General features: G+C 46.3%; 17 protein-coding genes and 1 pseudogene. 11 read left to right on the plus strand and 7 right to left on the minus strand.

All coding sequences use genetic code 11. The annotated features are described in order from the left end of the window. The first annotated feature begins 59 nt into the window (after nt 1–59). Nucleotides 60–1,739, plus strand: coding sequence for a glutamine--tRNA ligase/YqeY domain fusion protein (locus ACXHJ2_RS00005; protein ID WP_013373473.1), 1,680 nt, complete (start codon nt 60–62; stop codon nt 1,737–1,739). A 126-nt stretch (nt 1,740–1,865) separates the two neighbouring features. On the opposite strand, the gene ACXHJ2_RS00010 is transcribed toward ACXHJ2_RS00005, so the two are convergent. Further along, nucleotides 1,866–3,113, minus strand: coding sequence for an MFS transporter (locus tag ACXHJ2_RS00010; RefSeq protein ID WP_064961655.1), 1,248 nt, complete (start codon nt 3,111–3,113; stop codon nt 1,866–1,868). Nucleotides 3,114–3,307: 194 nt separating this feature from the next. Here ACXHJ2_RS00010 and mobA point away from each other — a divergent pair, with 194 nt between their 5' ends. Further along, nucleotides 3,308–3,937: a molybdenum cofactor guanylyltransferase gene (gene mobA / locus ACXHJ2_RS00015; protein WP_165079767.1), complete on the plus strand. Its 630-nt coding sequence runs from the start codon at nt 3,308–3,310 to the stop codon at nt 3,935–3,937. Nucleotides 3,938–3,983: 46 nt separating this feature from the next. Next, a complete protein-coding gene (locus ACXHJ2_RS00020) occupies nt 3,984–4,598 on the plus strand; it encodes a LysE/ArgO family amino acid transporter (RefSeq protein ID WP_013373470.1) in 615 nt (204 codons plus the stop codon). 11 nt (nt 4,599–4,609) lie between these two features. On the opposite strand, the gene ACXHJ2_RS00025 is transcribed toward ACXHJ2_RS00020, so the two are convergent. After that, entirely contained in the window at nt 4,610–5,074 is a 465-nt protein-coding gene (locus ACXHJ2_RS00025; protein WP_013373469.1) for a DUF3592 domain-containing protein, read from the minus strand. A gap of 346 nt (nt 5,075–5,420) precedes the next feature. On the opposite strand from ACXHJ2_RS00025, the pseudogene ACXHJ2_RS00030 reads away from it, so the two are divergent. Next, nucleotides 5,421–5,855: pseudogene (locus ACXHJ2_RS00030) on the plus strand (Lrp/AsnC family transcriptional regulator). A 99-nt stretch (nt 5,856–5,954) separates the two neighbouring features. On the opposite strand, the gene ACXHJ2_RS00035 reads toward ACXHJ2_RS00030, so the two are convergent. From ACXHJ2_RS00035 to ACXHJ2_RS00050, 4 genes are read right to left on the minus strand one after another with little or no spacing between them, the layout of a single operon-like run. After that, a complete protein-coding gene (locus ACXHJ2_RS00035) occupies nt 5,955–6,887 on the minus strand; it encodes a 1-phosphofructokinase family hexose kinase (protein ID WP_165079766.1) in 933 nt (310 codons plus the stop codon). Between the two features lie 13 nt (nt 6,888–6,900). Beyond that, the gene (locus tag ACXHJ2_RS00040) at nt 6,901–7,215 is read right to left on the minus strand and encodes a DMT family transporter (protein ID WP_013373465.1); all 315 of its coding nucleotides are present in this window, start codon (nt 7,213–7,215) and stop codon (nt 6,901–6,903) included. Beyond that, nucleotides 7,215–7,556 (minus strand): DMT family transporter, encoded by a 342-nt coding sequence (locus tag ACXHJ2_RS00045; RefSeq protein ID WP_013373464.1) that lies wholly within the window; start codon nt 7,554–7,556, stop codon nt 7,215–7,217. The genes ACXHJ2_RS00040 and ACXHJ2_RS00045 overlap by 1 nt, the downstream gene beginning before the upstream one ends. Nucleotides 7,557–7,602: 46 nt before the next feature. Next, nucleotides 7,603–8,196, minus strand: a complete 594-nt coding sequence (locus ACXHJ2_RS00050) for a TetR/AcrR family transcriptional regulator (protein ID WP_058830232.1) — start codon at nt 8,194–8,196, stop codon at nt 7,603–7,605. Nucleotides 8,197–8,391: 195 nt separating this feature from the next. Between ACXHJ2_RS00050 and cls the strand changes: the two genes are divergently transcribed. Next, nucleotides 8,392–9,903, plus strand: a complete 1,512-nt coding sequence (cls, locus tag ACXHJ2_RS00055) for a cardiolipin synthase (RefSeq protein WP_013373462.1) — start codon at nt 8,392–8,394, stop codon at nt 9,901–9,903. A gap of 42 nt (nt 9,904–9,945) precedes the next feature. Here the strand turns inward: cls and ACXHJ2_RS00060 are convergent, their stop codons facing one another. Beyond that, nucleotides 9,946–11,442 carry a phospholipase D family protein gene (locus ACXHJ2_RS00060; RefSeq protein ID WP_165079765.1) on the minus strand — a complete coding sequence of 499 codons (1,497 nt, stop codon included), beginning with the start codon at nt 11,440–11,442 and terminating at the stop codon, nt 9,946–9,948. Between the two features lie 237 nt (nt 11,443–11,679). Here ACXHJ2_RS00060 and ACXHJ2_RS00065 point away from each other — a divergent pair, with 237 nt between their 5' ends. The 6 genes from ACXHJ2_RS00065 to ychF all read left to right on the plus strand — a co-directional run bounded on the left by ACXHJ2_RS00065 (nt 11,680) and on the right by ychF (nt 16,558). After that, nucleotides 11,680–12,105 (plus strand): DMT family transporter, encoded by a 426-nt coding sequence (locus tag ACXHJ2_RS00065; RefSeq protein ID WP_013373460.1) that lies wholly within the window; start codon nt 11,680–11,682, stop codon nt 12,103–12,105. A 56-nt stretch (nt 12,106–12,161) separates the two neighbouring features. Further along, nucleotides 12,162–12,872, plus strand: a complete 711-nt coding sequence (locus ACXHJ2_RS00070; protein WP_165079764.1) for a Crp/Fnr family transcriptional regulator — start codon at nt 12,162–12,164, stop codon at nt 12,870–12,872. A gap of 51 nt (nt 12,873–12,923) precedes the next feature. Next, the gene (locus ACXHJ2_RS00075; protein WP_103042606.1) at nt 12,924–13,415 is read left to right on the plus strand and encodes a DMT family transporter; all 492 of its coding nucleotides are present in this window, start codon (nt 12,924–12,926) and stop codon (nt 13,413–13,415) included. Nucleotides 13,416–13,722: 307 nt separating this feature from the next. Next, nucleotides 13,723–14,823 carry a type 2 isopentenyl-diphosphate Delta-isomerase gene (gene fni / locus ACXHJ2_RS00080; protein WP_165079763.1) on the plus strand — a complete coding sequence of 367 codons (1,101 nt, stop codon included), beginning with the start codon at nt 13,723–13,725 and terminating at the stop codon, nt 14,821–14,823. Next, nucleotides 14,820–15,311 carry a GNAT family N-acetyltransferase gene (locus ACXHJ2_RS00085; protein WP_457874457.1) on the plus strand — a complete coding sequence of 164 codons (492 nt, stop codon included), beginning with the start codon at nt 14,820–14,822 and terminating at the stop codon, nt 15,309–15,311. The genes fni and ACXHJ2_RS00085 overlap by 4 nt, the downstream gene beginning before the upstream one ends. A gap of 146 nt (nt 15,312–15,457) precedes the next feature. After that, entirely contained in the window at nt 15,458–16,558 is a 1,101-nt protein-coding gene (ychF, locus tag ACXHJ2_RS00090) for a redox-regulated ATPase YchF (protein ID WP_165079761.1), read from the plus strand. Nucleotides 16,559–16,698: the final 140 nt, after the last annotated feature.

Genomic DNA, 16,698 nt, shown 5'->3' on the forward strand with positions numbered 1-16,698 from the left:
AAGGGTATATTTAAGGGAACAGGTTATACACAGATTATACGGAAGAAAGGTTGATTAGCGTGGAGAAGCCGATTACTCCCCCCAATTTTATTAAAAATGTTATTGAAGAGGATTTACGTACGGGTAAGGTAAAGGAAGTTGTTACACGCTTTCCACCTGAACCAAACGGATATTTGCATATTGGACATGCTAAAGCCATCTGGATCAATTTCTCGTTGGGAGATGAATTCGGAGGACGCACGAACCTGCGTTTTGATGACACCAATCCGGCGAAGGAAGACACGGAATACGTGAACTCCATTCAGGAGGACGTGAAGTGGCTTGGTTATGAATGGGAGGAAAAACATTTTGCCTCCAATTACTTTGAAGAGATGTACAAGCGTGCTATCCTGCTGATTCAAAAGGGGAAAGCCTACGTAGATGACCAAAGCGCGGACCAAATTCGTGAAACACGCGGAACACTGACAGAACCGGGACAAAACAGCCCCTATCGGGATCGCAGCGTGGAAGACAATTTGAAGCTGTTTGAAGAGATGCGTGCAGGCAAATACCAGAATGGTGAAAAGGTGCTGCGTGCCAAGATTGATATGGCTTCGCCAAACATCAATTTGCGTGACCCGGTTATTTACCGCATTTCACACACGGCCCATCACAATACAGGCGATACCTGGTGCATCTATCCGATGTATTCCTATGCGCATCCGCTAGAAGATGCGATTGAGGGCGTAACGCATTCGCTTTGTTCGCTGGAGTTCGAAGATCAACGCCCACTGTACGATTGGGTTGTAGCTGAATGCGAGATGGAAAACGTACCTCATCAATATGAATTTGGACGGCTAAATCTAGCACAAACGGTAACCAGTAAACGTAAGCTCAAGCTTCTGGTTGATGAAAAGCATGTAGACGGCTGGGACGATCCGCGGATGCCGACCATTTCTGGTTTGCGTCGTCGCGGCTATACGCCAGAGGCCATTCGCAGTTTTGTATATGAAACAGGCATTTCTAAAGCCTACGGAGTCATTGATTTACAGGTGCTGGAGCATTTTGCACGTGAGGATCTGAAGCTTAAGGCACCCCGTACGATGGCAGTTATAGATCCGCTGAAGGTGGTCATTACGAACTATCCTGAAGGACAAGTGGAAATGCTGGAGGCGGAGAACAATACAGAAAATCCGGAGCTTGGAACACGCCAAATTCCGTTTTCTCGTGAGATTTATATTGAGCGTGAGGACTTCATGGAGAATCCGCCGAGCAAATACTTCCGTTTATTCCCTGGTAATGAAGTGCGTCTCAAGCATGCTTACTTCATTAAATGCAACGATGTCATTAAGGATGCGGAAGGTAATGTAACGGAGATTCACTGTACCTACGATATAGAAACCAAGAGCGGATCAGGCTTTACGGGACGTAAAGTGAAAGGGACAATCCATTGGGTAGAGGCTACTCAGGCTGTTCCGGCCGAATTCCGTTTGTATGAGCCATTGATTAACGCAGAGGAACCAGAGGTGCTGGAAGAGGATGGATCGGAGAAAACATTCCTTGATCAATTAAATCCGAACTCTTTGGAAATTGCTCATGGCTATGTGGAGCGGAATATGAAAGAAGCACAATCGCAGGACAAGTTCCAATTTTTCCGTCATGGTTATTTCAGTGTAGATCCGAAGCTTTCCAAACCGGGTGAGCCTGTATTTAACCGTGTGGTATCATTGAAAAGCTCTTTCCAATTGCCTAAGCAATAAGATGTTGGAAAAGTGGGACGGATGGTTGCTTCGTGCGGCCAAGTGAAAAAGGAGTCTGCCAACGGCAGACTCCTTTATTTTACGCATACCCGTTCTTCAGAACATGACCGTTGACGTGAAGACACTCTATTGTCGTTGTGGTGCTTCATCTATTGGTTTATGCTCGCCTGGTTTGTGCTCACCGCCATGTCCTGGCTGGTAGCCGTTCTTGTACAGCATATACCACATGATAGCAAATCCCGCAGAGCCAAGCAGGGCGAAGAAGACACCTGCATGGTACATCATTTCACCACCGAAGTTCTGGAATAGCCAACCTCCCGCAAAACCTGCTACGATACCGGATATACCACTCCAGGTCAAGGTATATACGGCCTGTCCGGATGATCGATATGCTGCAGGCGTGAACAGGACGGTCAACTGGGTGCCTACATAGAAATATCCACCGAAGGTGACGCAATGAAGTGCTTGAATGAACACGATCTGAATCGGGTCTGTAGCTAGCGCCATGAGTTCCCAACGTAAGGCAAACAGCAAACTGACGAGTGCCAAACAGCCGACCATCACGGTCATTTTTTTCTTCAAGAAGCGATCAAACATTAAGAAGACAATAATTTCAAATACCGATGACATAAAAACGGCAAAACCAAGCATCAGCTTGGACCCGCCCAGTTCGGTGATGTACAAGGACATAAAGGCGCCGTTGATTGAATTAGGAATTGATACAAGGATGCCTAACAAAATGAAGGATATAAAGTATCCGTTTAATAAAATACTGCCAAAGCCACGTAAATGAATGGTTGCCGTCTCCACGGTGCTTTTCAGTGGTGGAATTGCCAAAGTGCAGATCAATGCAGCCAGAAGAAGTATCGTAAAGATGGTGGATATACTGGATACTCCTGTGTGGTCAACAACGATGCCGGCAACTGCCGCAGTCACAGCCCAACCTAAGGAACCCCATATGCGAAATGAACCAAATTTCCGGTCTGTGCCCTCAATATAACTGAGAATCAGGGTATTGCTTTGGGCAAATAACGGACTTTGAAAAAAGTAAAAGCCAATCATCGACACATAAATCATGACATACGTGTGAACATGAAATAAAGCTTGTAGCAGTAACAGTGTACCTATAATCATAAATAGTAGAATACGTCGGAGATTTCGGCTCCGGTCGCTTGTATATCCCCAAAAAGGGTTCGCGAATACAGATACAAAAGGTCCGATGGCCATCAGACTCCCGATTTCCAGCTTGTCCATACCGATATCTTGCAAATACAACGGGAAGAAGCTGGAAAAGATGACCATAGCTCCATATAGAAAAAAGTTATATAGCTTTAGGGAATATAGGGGAGTCTCTTGAATTTCTCTCTTTTGCAAGACAAGCCATTCCTTTCTTAGCCCGATAGAGAACTACGCACCGATGTCGATCTGTGGGAATGTTCTTTATTCCAATGTATCATGTGTTGAAAGGGTTAACAAACCAATAAAATTACAATTATGTAAATTTCAATTTTGTCCAAAATTCCATATGCATAATTGCAATTGTTTTTTGAAAAAAGGAGGAGTTTTTAATGGAAGTGACTGGTATTATCATCGCAGGAGGACGTTCCAGCCGAATGGGACAGGATAAGGCTCTGCTAGAGATTGAAGGAGCTACTATGCTTGAACGGACATATATTACATTGCAGCAGGCGACCCAACGGGTGATAGTAGTCACTCGTGACGATCAAGGATATGAACAGGACAGTATGGAAGCTGTATCTGATATCTATCCGGGTATGGGGCCCTTGAGTGGTATTCATGCAGGATTATCTGCATCTACTACGGAATGGGGAATAGTCGTGGCCTGTGATATGCCTTTTGTACAGCTGGAAGTGCTGCAAGCCTTGCTTGTTTTAACTGAGAAGTGGGCGGCATCCAAAGGAGCAGCGGAATCACCACTGCAAGCGGTAATTGCTTCTGTGGCCGGACGTATGCATCCTTTGCTGGGAGTGTATCATCGGAGCGTATTGCCATCTGCTGAGGAACGTTTGCGGAATAAACGGCTTCGTCTCACCGAATGGTTGGAAACGTTGAATGTTCGGTATGCAACCATAGCGAATATGCCGGGAGTGACTGAGAATATATGGCACAATGCCGTGTTCAACATGAATAATCCTCAGGATTACAAGTTTGTGTTAGAGCAGTTCCGGAAGGATTAGAAGCATTTAGAGAATATTAAGCAATGAATTTGGGGGAGTACATAACATGCTGGAAGCTATTATACATGCCGTTTTATTGGCATTGGGATTGATTTTGCCTTTAGGGGTACAAAATGTATTTGTGTTTAATCAGGGGGCGTCCCAGTCGCGGTTTCGCAATGCACTGCCTGCTGTCATTACAGCGGGTGTCTGTGACACCATTCTGATCACGCTTGCTGTTGGGGGTGTATCCCTTGTTTTGCAGCAATTTCTATGGCTCACGAATGTGCTTTATGCGGCGGGCTGTTTGTTCTTGCTGTATATGGCTTGGACTCTTTGGAGATCGAAGGCTGCTTCCTCGGGAGAAAGTCAGCCGATGCTGCCAAAACGCCAGATGATTTTTGCCGCCTCGGTATCGCTACTGAATCCACATGCTATACTTGACACGGTTGGTGTAATTGGAACCAGCTCCCTGCAATATAACGGCGTGGAACGTTGGGCCTTCGGTCTGGCCGCTGTGTCAGTATCGTGGATATGGTTTGTGGGTCTGGCAACGGCGGGACGCCTTGTAGGACGTATGGATTCAGAAGGAAAGTTTGGTACTGTGCTCAACAAAATATCGGCACTGATTATTTTGGGTCTGGCCATTTATATGGCGATAAATTTTATGACCAGTATGTGACCTGATCCTTGTTAGAAGAAAAACTTCAATAAAGCGAATACCCCGCTCAAAGCAAAGGGGACACCAATCAAAAACAACATAAAGGCCAGGCAGCCTGCACCATTTACGCCGCCTGCAATTCGGGCGTCCCGAGGGTTAGCCGGATTGTATAATACCTTAGTCTTGCTGCCAACCCGGTTAAGGCTGAGATTGGTACTATAAGGATTCCAGAATTCCACGACTTCACCTGAAGCTGTATAGAAGCGTACCTTTAATCGGCGGGTGTAGCTGGTATCTACCGGATCATCACGGTCAAAGGGAACGACATCGATATCTACTTCGATATGCGCGTCAACGATTTGCCCTTTGGTACGGACCCAGTGGCGTTTACGATAACGATGGCGACGGATCGTTTTGAATCCAAAATAGATGAACAACAGACCGATTAAGCTAAACAACGGCATGAGCAGATCGGAGCTAAAATGAAACCAGTACACATTGAAATCAATTGAAATGATAATCTACTCCTTTAACCAAGCGATAATCAATATATCGGATATACTTACAAATAGTTTAATTTTTCCATAGGGAATAAGGCGCAGAGGAATGGAATACAAAAAAGATCCACTTTCCCTGGGAAGTGGATCTTTTCAATAGCTACTTGGACTACTTTTTGCTCAATAGAGACATATCAAAATCAATATCCTCGATAACCTTATTATATGAATTATTATGTGCTACATATATATTTAAAATAAGATTTTTATACGATATTAGTTATTAAATAAAATCTAATTTGGATGAAAAACATTACTTTTTAAATTTGATCAGGAGGTGCTTGATATGCAGCATCAGATGGACGATATAGACCACAAAATCATGAAATTGCTACAGCATGATGCCTGAATAACGATTTCCCAAATCAGTAAAGAAATTTCGATGTCACAGCCGTCCGTTAAAGAAAGAATGACTAAGCTTGAAGAACGAGGGATTATTTCTGGATATAATGCTGTATTTAATTTACGGGAACTGAATCGGGGGACAACAACGTTTATTCTGGTAAAGACAGAACATTGCCAAGAGCTGATTGATTTTTGTAAGGCGGCGAAGGAAGTTACCGATTTATTCCGCATCAGTGGGGAATTTAATTATCTCATTAAGGTACAAAGTTCGTCTGTAGAGGAAATTGCAGAGTTTCAGGATTCTCTAGTTAAGCTGGGCCCCTCGAAATCGCATATTTGTATGAAAAATATACTGGAAAACAGGGTTTTGTTGTAGGTCAGCAGAGAAACGCATATTTGGAACAAAACATTCAGTAAAGCTGTTATTCGTGACATTAAATTAGGTGAATGGTTGGATGAAAAAAGTGACGCTGAATTACACCAGCGTCACCGTAATTCCTTGCTTCAGACATTCCACGTCCTGAAGCTCGATCTTGCCAGCCATGGCGTGCAGAGCAGCCGCCGTGCCGCAGGCCGCTCCCTGCCGTAGCATGGCAGGGAGCTCCAGCCCCGCCACCGCGCCGCTAACCAGCCCGGCGACCATGGCGTCACCGCTGCCGAGCGCGCTGACAATGTCCGCGTCCGGCAGGCTTACGCGGTAGCGTGCATCGCGCGTTACCGCTAGCGCCCCGCGTGCGCCGAGCGAGATGACGGCCAGCTGCGCTCCGGCTTCCAGCAGCTGTGATGCCGCCGCTTCAGCGGCATCTGGGCGCGCTGCGTCGATTCCCGCGAAGCGGGCGGCCTCGTCCTCGTTAGGCTTCACGAGGTCGGGCTTTCCGCGCAGCCCCAAGCGCAGCGCCTCGCCGCTCGCGTCCAGCGCCACCCGAGCGCCGCGCGCCTTCGCCAGCGTGCACAGCTCGGCATACAGATCAGGCGGGCAGCCGGGTGGCAGGCTGCCGGAGAGAACGACCCAAGCCGAATCCTCGGCAAGGGTCGCGATTTTGCGCCGCAGCGCGGCTAGTTCAAGCGGCCCCACGGTCGGGCCGCTCTCAATCAGCTCGGTCTGCGTGCGGGCAGCTGGGTCGAGCACGGTTATGGCTAGACGGGTTTCCCCGTGTGCCGTTTCGATGAAATCGGCGTTTACGCCTTCCGCACTCAACCCGTCAATGAGCAGCCGTCCGGTGTGTCCGGCCACAAACCCGGTCGCCCGTACAGGCTGACCTAGTGTGCGAATGACACGAGCGGCATTCACGCCCTTGCCGCCTGGTACTGTCAGACCGTTTTCTATGCGGTGGACGGCATTCAATCCAAAGCCTGCAACCGTGTAGATTTTATCTACTGCCGCGTTAAGTGTTACGGTGGTAATCACAAGGCATCACTCCTTAAGAAATCAGCTTTAAGCCCAATGCTGCGGCAAGAATCATGGCGATGAACAAAACACGCAGTACGCTTTTTTGCTCGCCATACAAGAACATGCCTGTAATCGTACTGCCCACGGTACCAATGCCTGTCCAAACGGCATAGGAAGTTCCCATAGGCAAACTATTCATGGCGTAGCTGAGCAGAGAGAAGCTAAGAATAAAGGATAAGATCATAAGTGCTAAAGCCTTCCACCCTTTGCCGACCGTAACTCCCTTCATGCCGATGACTCCAAGCACTTCCGAGCATCCCGCGATAACCAATGCAATCCAAGCCATTATGCACTACTCCCTTCCTGAGCATCACGATCGGTAACTAACTTCAAGCCGATCACACCCGCTAGCAAAAGGGCGATTAACAGTGTTTTGGACCATTGAAACGGCTCCCCGAATAGCAGCATTTCACCTACGACGGTTCCCCCTGTGCCCAATCCGGTAAATACAGCATACACCGTGCCTACAGGCAGACGCTTTGCAGCCTTCATGATTAAATAAAAGCTGGCCACCACAGCCAGCACAGTTACAGCCCAGGTGAGTACAGAATCTGCATGCTTCAAGCCTGATACCCATACGACCTCAATCAGGCCTCCAACAAAAACGTAAATCCAACTGCGATTCATGATGAATTTCTCCTCAATTCAGTATAATTTTACAATTACGACTGCTTCACCCTTCATGAGATGAAGTTAACGTAATCCCACGCCAAAAAATAGGCCATGCAGCGTTCAGCCTTCGGTGGTAGTTGGTGCTTCCACTGTACAGTAGCTCTACCATGATTCCATCCACCAGCGTCATGTAGGCTAAAGCCACATCCGCTGGCTTCATATGTCCAAAGGGTTCCCGATCCCGTACATTTCGGAGGCGACGAGTTAATTTTCGCTCCATTTGTTCCAGAAAAGGATTCACAATATTCAGTACCTCGTTATATAAAGATACAGGTGGAAAAAAGGAAAAACGAAGCATAAACTTGGCTGAGTTGTTGCCCTCATATTCCTGTTCCATCCAGAACAAGAAATTATGCAGTGTATGCTCCAGTGACTGTTCTTTGCGTTCCGTAAAGTATTCAAAAATACGTAAATTCTGCTCTTGAAACGCGTAACTTGCCACCTGCAAAAACAAATCCTCCTTACCCTGAAAATGCGCGTATATAGATGGTTTTCGGATTCCAACCTCGGCAGCAATACTGCTCAAGGATGCTCCCTCATACCCATTGGTGGCAAATTGGAAAAGAGCGGCCTTTCGAATCTCTTCCATTCCCATTATCATCACCTACCTAACGTTCGTTAGTTTATTTTCACATGAAAAAAGGTAAGTGTCAACCCATCGACATTTCGTTATGTACTCTGATTTTTTTATTCAACATTTAAATAAAAAAGTGGGAAGAAATAAGGGGCTCATGTACAATATAATGAGGAATATCTGTTCAAATGCAGTCCATTGGAAGTGAGGTTAGTTATGAGGCGAAGCTTACTGGCCGTATTGATCGCGGCTATGGTGTTTATTATTTATTATTTTGGCTTGTTTAATTACATCGGTAAAAATGAAGGAACTGTCATAAGTATTTTCTCTACCTTGACGGTTATTTCCATAAGTCTGATTATTTTCACGGAGAATCGTAATCCTTCCACCACCATGTCATGGATTTTGCTGCTGGCGTTGTTGCCAGTCGTTGGACTTCCTCTTTATTTTTTATTTGGGCAAAATGTATTCAAGCGCCGTAAGTATGACAAAAAGGCATTGCGTGACCAACAGGCGTATGAGCGTATCGAAAAGGATGCTTTGCGGGTCAAACGAGATCTGACCTGCTTTACAGATGAGCAGCAGCAGTTAATGCGCCTGGCCCGGAGATTGGCCCGCTCCCCGATTTATTTTGCGACAGAAACCCAGATTCTGAATAATGGAGATGAAACCTTCTCCACGCTGCTCGAAGAACTGCGCAAGGCGCAGCATCATATCCATATGGAATATTACATTTTCCGCTCGGATGATATCGGTACCAGCATTCAGAAAATTTTGATTGAAAAGGCTAAAGCGGGTGTTAAGGTTCGGTTTATGTACGATGCAGTCGGTAGTATTCAGTTATCGAAGGCATTTTTGAAGGAAATGAAAGATGCAGGAGTAGAGGTTGTTGCATACGGAGGCGCTCGGATTTTGTTCTTCTCCAGTCGGGTAAACTACCGTAATCACCGTAAAATTGTAGTTATCGACGGTAATATTGGATTAATCGGTGGCCTAAATGTGGGAGATGAGTATCTCAGCCGCAACAAAGCCTACGGCTTTTGGCGTGACACGCATATGATTGTGAAGGGCGAAGCTGTGCGGACGTTGCAACTTATATTTTTACAGGATTGGCTTCATATGACGGGTGAATCGGTACTGGATAGCGAATATCTGTCTCCCGATATTGAACCGATCACGGATGGCGGCGTACAGATTATTGCCAGCGGACCAGACAATGAGCGGAGAGTGCTTAAAAATCTATTCTTCTCCATGATCACATCCGCTCGAAAATCCGTCTGGATTGCCACTCCTTATTTTATCCCGGATGAAGATATCCTGACTGCTTTGCGGATGGCTGCTCTATCCGGGTTGGATGTGCGTATTCTATTTCCCGCGAAACCGGATAAATGGCTGCCTTTTCTCGCATCCCACTCGTATTTCCAATCGTTGCTGGAGGTGGGAGTCAAGGTATATGAATATGAAAAAGGATTTCTTCACTCCAAGCTTCTCATTATTGACGGGGAAGTTGCGACTATTGGGACAGCCAATATGGATATGCGTAGCTTCCATCTGAATTTTGAAGTGAACGCTCTGTTGATTCAAACACACAGTGTGCAGCAGATGGTGACCGACTATGAGCGAGATTTGCAGAATGCCAGTTTGATCGTACGCGAGGAATTCATGAAAAAACGTCTGTTCAAACGTTTGATGGAATCGCTGGCTCGGTTGCTTTCACCGCTGCTGTAATGCACAAATGAAGAGCTGTGGATAAGGTAGCAGATCCTATAGTCAAAATGTAGTAAAACCCAAAATATCCTGGAGACGGTATACAATATCTTTCCAAAATGTTGAATGATCCTCGTAAGCCGCCAGCTCCAGGCTGTATTCAGCTCCCTGGTTATTCCACAGCTTATCAAAATAGGCCGCCACCTGTCGGGTCAGCTTGCTGTCCGCCGGAGCGGCCACCCACAGTTCATTCTCCAGATTTAAATCATCCAAATTACGGGGAGTCAAATTGGTAGAGCCACCCCAAATCAAATGCTCTCCTTGTGCCTTGGCAATATAAATCAGCTTCGTATGGAATTGCTCATGGGTAGTATGATACCAACGAATTTGAATATTTCCATCCGATTTATCGGACAACTCTTGGGCAACCGGACGATTAGGTATGCCTATTTTTTCCTGACCGAACGCGTTTTCATTGGGGTCCAGCAGCAATTGGATGTTTACGCCGCGTGCCGAGGCATCCAGCAGACTATTCAATATTTTGCGATCAGCCAAATAAAACATGCCCATATGAATGCTGTCACCTTGCTTCGTCTGCTTAATGCCATTCAGAACGGAGGCATACACTTTGCCTTCCGTGAGATATTTGATCCGGTAGCTGTCCTTACCTGATGGGACTAGGGGCTCTGCTTGAGGTGTGTAGACAGGAAGTTGCCCTCCGCCCGAGAAGTCCAATACCGCCTGCTCTGTTTGTAAAATATCTCCGATGATCGGTCCCTTCACTTCTAGGGCAACATTGGAATGATAGGCACTTGCATCGTGAACATTACCTGTAGAAATGAGAGCAGTTTGCTCGTTGGCAACCAATTTTCGGTGATTGGCCTTGACGTTTAACAGCTTTAAATAAGAGCGAGCCGTAACGTCAGGTCCGTCACTGGCCATCAGATTGGGAATCCAGCCTGTGCCATGCTGCCCGAACCACTGGAAAAAGGTTCGCCACACCGCTGAATAGATAGGCGTGGAGTCCCGCAACGGGTCTACATCGGTCTGTACGACCTGAATTCCTACTTGCTTCATATTCTCCAACAAAGGATTGGGAGCAGAATTATAGTTGGTATTGACTTCATCTGTAATGAAAAAGATAGGCATCTCAGGATAAGCTTTCTTTTTGGCGATAAGATGATTAGTCATTTGTGCGCTAACTTCGGGGAAGTGCTGGCCTTTGTGCTTATAATCGTTGAACAGAAACAGGTCAATGACGATAAATTGCTGGGCTTCATCAATGATGCCGAGCATACGATTCAAAATTTGCCCTTCATGTTGTACAGTGCTTCCATCCCCAGTAGGGTAGGTCAAATCCGTCCAAAAGTTTACCTCGTTTGTTGAATACTCCTGACTTTCATAAGAGACGAACGGAGGCAAGGGTTTATGGGTCTGATACAGCATGACGGCAATCAGCCAGAGGATAAGCAGCAGAATAGCGATTTTAAGAGCACGGCCCTTGTGCACGGTTTTTCTTTGATATTCCGGCACAGAATGCAGCGGATTTTGTTTAGTCATACGACGATCAGCTCCTTAATTAAATGCTGCATTCCATCTTATCGTGTCCGAACATGCAGATTATGAAATAGATACTGTCTAATTATTACCGCAAGTCCACAGGATTGAAGCGGAATGCTGAACAGAATGAAATGGAGAACGTTTTATTAATTAATTGAGGACATATGTCCTTTATAGGCAGGCTGACCTATACTTAAATAGATACAAAAGTCATTTACATGGGGAGAATAACGATTTATGAGAGGAATCTTGTTTGCTTTTCTGGGAGGCGCTTGTATTACGCTACAGGGGGTAGCGAATACACGGATTAGTCAGGATATCGGGACATGGCAGGCGGCTGCCGTTACTCAGCTAATAGGTTTTATTTTGGCAGCATTAGTTTGGATGTTTACAAAGGATGGCCGTGTGTCTGAAATGAAACAGGTAAAGCCGATGTATCTTTGGGGTGGTGCTTTTGCGGCTATCATTATATTTAGTGAAGTCACCGCCATTCAACATATTGGGGTTACGTTCACGATCTCGGCGCTGTTGATTGCTCAGTTATGCTTAACATTTCTGGTAGACATCAAGGGATGGTTTGGCATCGTGAAGCAAAAGATGAAGCTGCCACAATTTATAGGTATTGGTATGATGATCGCGGGTGTCATTATTCTAAAGCTCTAAAATAAAACATTATTATAGAAAAAGCTTAGAACGTAGAATTGAAGGTGAGCTGAGGAATGAGGGAAATACAGGATCAAGAGCAGCTAAAGTATTTTTTGCATCTGCATCAGTTGGAATCCATACTCTACGAGCCACTACATCCCTATTTGTCGCTGTATCGTTTGGAGCAAGGGAAAAAACTCTGTTCGCAGGGAGACGCCATTGAACATCTGTATATTCTGGTGCAGGGCAAGGTCAAAATTTTTACCAGCTCTACAGAAGGGAAGACTCTGATCCTTTGCTTCAAAACCCCGATCGAGGTCATAGGAGATGTTGAATATATTCGTAATAGTCACGTCATCAATACAGTAGAGGCAGTGTCGCCGATCTATGTGATTGGTGTCCATCACCAATGGATGAATAAGTACGGCAGAGATTATGCTCCTTTGCTGCAATTTCTATTGGATATTGTCACGCGAAAGTTTTGTCTAGACTCTGATTTCTCCAGTTTCAACCTTATGTATCCGGTGGAAGTCAGGCTGGCGAGCTACCTGCTATCTGTTTCTTTTGACGAATCCAATTCTGCCTTTCATGAGGAACTACGGGCATCCAGTCTGGTGGATGTGGCGAATTTGATCGGAACCAGTTACAGACACCTTAACCGTGTCATTCGCAAAATGATTGAAGAGGGATTGGTTGAACGGGCAAAAGGCTATATTGTCATTAAGGACAGAAAAGGTTTGAGTGAACTGGCAGGCCATAATATTTATGAATCGTTGCAATCATAGTGCTTTGAAGTAGAGCAGCACAATAAAGGGACTATCAAGGGAGAGGTAAACATGTTATTAGGGCTCATATTGGCAGTTATCGCAGGTGCTTTGGTCAGTCTGCAAACGATATTCAATAATAAGGTGAATGAGCGGACAGGTTCATGGGCCACAACGACATTGGTACTGGGAACGGGCTTCTTGGCTTCCTTGTTTGGGAGTCTTATTTTTGAAGGGAAAAATACATTTGCTTTACATCATATGCAGCTATGGTATTGGTTCAGTGGCATGATTGGTGTTGGCGTTGTGTTCTGTTTGGTGCAAGGAATGAAGCGACTGGGCCCAACCTATGCGATTTCCATCGTATTGACGGCACAATTAGGTACCGCTCTGTTGTGGGATTCGTTAGGATGGCTGGGATTAGAAAAGATTCCGTTTACCTTCAATAAGTTGATCGGTGTAATCGTCATTATTGGCGGTATTCTCGTTTTCAAATTTGGACATGGGCGGACGAAGGAGCCACAAGAAAATATTACACCTATACCTGATTCGATGAAGAGCTAAAGGAGGGTGTGATGACCTTTATCCTGCTGTGATTGGGGTCCCGCTTTCGCAGGGGCATTTTGTAGAAAAGCTGCATCTTAAGCAGGTGCTGCTTTTCATCCCATAGGCAAGAAAAAATGTTCACAGTCATGTATATATTTTTCCATCCATGATACAATGAAAATATCTTAAAATAGTGCTTTAAGGGCTTAGATATTTGATATATGAGACGATAAATAGATCGGTTACCGTGTTCGGGAACGGTCTTATTTGTGCTTCACGAACCTGATGGAATAAACAGAGTGACTTTGGATGAGGTGGAACATAGATGAGTAATACAGAAAATAAAAAGGGATTATCTGACGGCTCAGACAGATCCGGTTCTTTGTTACCTGCCGCACGGACAGGTGAACGGAAGATTGAGCATGTCCGCCTTTGTCTGCAAGAAGATGTGGCCGGACATGGGGTCACCACCGGACTGGAGCGCTATGCTTTTAAGCACTGCGCTTTGCCTGAGCTGCATTTTGACGAGGTGCGTCTGGATACAACTTTTATGGGACGCGCTGTACGGACACCGCTGCTCATCAGTTCTATGACTGGCGGCAGCGCGGAGACAGGAGCGATTAATGAGCGATTGGCAGAGACTGCAGAAAGACGCGGCTGGGCGTTGGGCGTCGGCTCTGTACGAGCTGCGGTGGAAAAAGAGGAATTGGCTTCAACCTTTGCGGTCCGCCGTCTAGCGCCCAGCATCCCGATCCTTGCCAATCTGGGAGCAGTGCAGCTGAACTACGGATTTGGTGTGGACGATTGCCAACGTGCAGTGGAAATTGCCGGAGCGGATATGTTGGTGCTGCACTTGAACGGATTGCAGGAGATATTCCAACCGGAAGGGAATTTGGATTTTAGCGGACTGCTTGATCGCATCAAAGAGTTGTGTCGTCGTCTTTCGGTGCCTGTAGGCGTGAAGGAAGTAGGCTGGGGCATAGATGGCGAGACGGCATCGAGATTGTACGATGCAGGCGCCGCTTTTATTGATGTGGCTGGTGCAGGCGGGACAAGCTGGAGCCAGGTGGAGAAATTTCGTAATCCTGATCCTGTACGCCGTGCAGCGGCAGAGGCATTTGCGGATTGGGGCAATTCGACCGCTGATTGTATCGTGGAGGTTAGAGCAGCTCAGCCTAATGGCACTCTGATCGGTAGCGGTGGACTAAAAAATGGTGTCGATGCTGCGAAGGCACTTGCTTTGGGCGCTGACATGGCAGGCTTTGGTCGCTCTTTGCTTGGCTCGGCGGTCACCTCCAGCGAGGCGTTGGAAGCGCGATTGGAGCAAGTAGAGCTGGAATTGCGCACAGTCATGTTTGGCATCGGAGTAGCAGAGATTGAAGGTCTTAAAGATACGACCAGACTAAGAAGGAAGGTGAACGGATGAGTGGATTCATCAAGTTGGTTCCGATGAACGCCGAGCAATATGAACGCTTTGAGCAGCGCTCGCTCGCGGATTATGCGGAGGAGAAAATCCAGGCAGGCACGTGGACGGTGGAAGAGGCACCGGAACGGGCAAAGGAGAGCTTTGCAACATATTTGCCGCAAAGGCTAGACACGCCCCATGCTCACCTGTACATGCTTGAGTATTCAGCTAGTGCGGGTCAGGGCCCAGAGGAAGTGGGATATATCTGGTTCAATATTACAGAAGGTACGCAGGGCAAAGAGGCCTTTTTGCTGGATATTCTCGTTTACGATTCATATCAGGGGCAAGGCCTGGGTACGTTGACGATGCAGGCGTTGGAACAAGAAGCTCGGAGGCTGGGTGCGGTTCGCATCGGTCTGCATGTATTTGGGCATAATGAGCGGGCTTTACATGTATATCGCAAGTCTGGTTATCGGGTTACGGATATCCAGATGAGCAAGGAAATCTAAATAAAGAAATCTAAATAGGGATGCAGCAAAACCCTAAATTCACAGTCATATGCTTGCCGCATGTATAGGTTCTCCTATATAATGTGGGTTGGTAAACTAACAGATGGTATAACGCATATTTTATATAAACGGGAGTTGTTCTGATTATGGCTTTAAAAGCGGGGATCGTGGGTTTGCCGAACGTGGGCAAATCAACACTGTTTAACGCAATAACGCAGGCGGGGGCGGAATCCGCAAACTATCCATTTTGTACAATTGACCCTAATGTTGGGGTCGTTGAAGTACCGGACGAGCGGCTGGATAAGCTGACTGAACTGGTAGTACCGAACAAAACGGTACCAACGGCTTTTGAATTTGTTGATATTGCAGGACTTGTACGAGGTGCCAGCAAAGGCGAGGGTTTGGGCAACAAGTTTTTGGCTCATATTCGTGAAGTAGATGCTATTGTTCATGTGGTACGCTGCTTTGAAGATGAGAATATTACCCATGTGGACGGCAAAATTGATCCGATCAGCGATATTCAGACGATTAATCTGGAATTGATTCTGGCGGATATCGAAAGTGTAGACAAGCGCATTGAACGTTCCCGCAAAAACATGAAGGGCGGCAACAAGCAGTATGCCCAAGAGGTTGAGGTACTGGAACGGATCAAGGAATCGCTGTATGCTGACAAACCTGCACGTAGCGTAGAATTGTCAGAAGACGAAAAGTTGATTGTACGCGACCTTCATTTGCTTACAATGAAGCCTGTATTGTACGCGGCTAATGTCAGCGAAGATGGTGTAACGGAAGCTGATAGCAATCCATATGTGCAAAAGGTACGTGAATTTGCAGTGGCGGAAAATGCTGAAGTGGTACCGATCAGCGCCAAAGTAGAGGCTGAAATTGCTGAGCTGGAAGGCGAAGACAAGGCAATGTTCCTTGAGGAACTGGGGCTGGCTGAATCCGGTCTGAACCGTCTGATCAAAGCAGCTTACCGCTTGTTGGGACTGTATACGTATTTCACAGCAGGTGTGCAGGAAGTACGCGCATGGACTATTCACAAAGGAACAAAAGCACCTGGCGCTGCGGGCGTAATCCACTCGGATTTTGAACGCGGATTTATTCGCGCTGAGGTTGTATCCTATGATGATTTGGTCGCTGCTGGATCTATGAACGGGGCCAAGGAACGTGGTCAGCTTCGTTTGGAAGGCAAGGAATATGTGGTGCAGGACGGAGACGTAATGCATTTCCGTTTTAATGTTTAGTATGCATCTCGGCGTATAACAAATAGAGTTTATATACAAACATATTAAGTAATGATATATGTGTTGCCTGCATGTACCAATTACGTAGTCGCTGCCTGTCCCGGGCGGCGGCTTTTTATATTTGATTCGCATTTCTTTTA

Source organism: Paenibacillus sp. ALE3, from assembly GCF_054113405.1.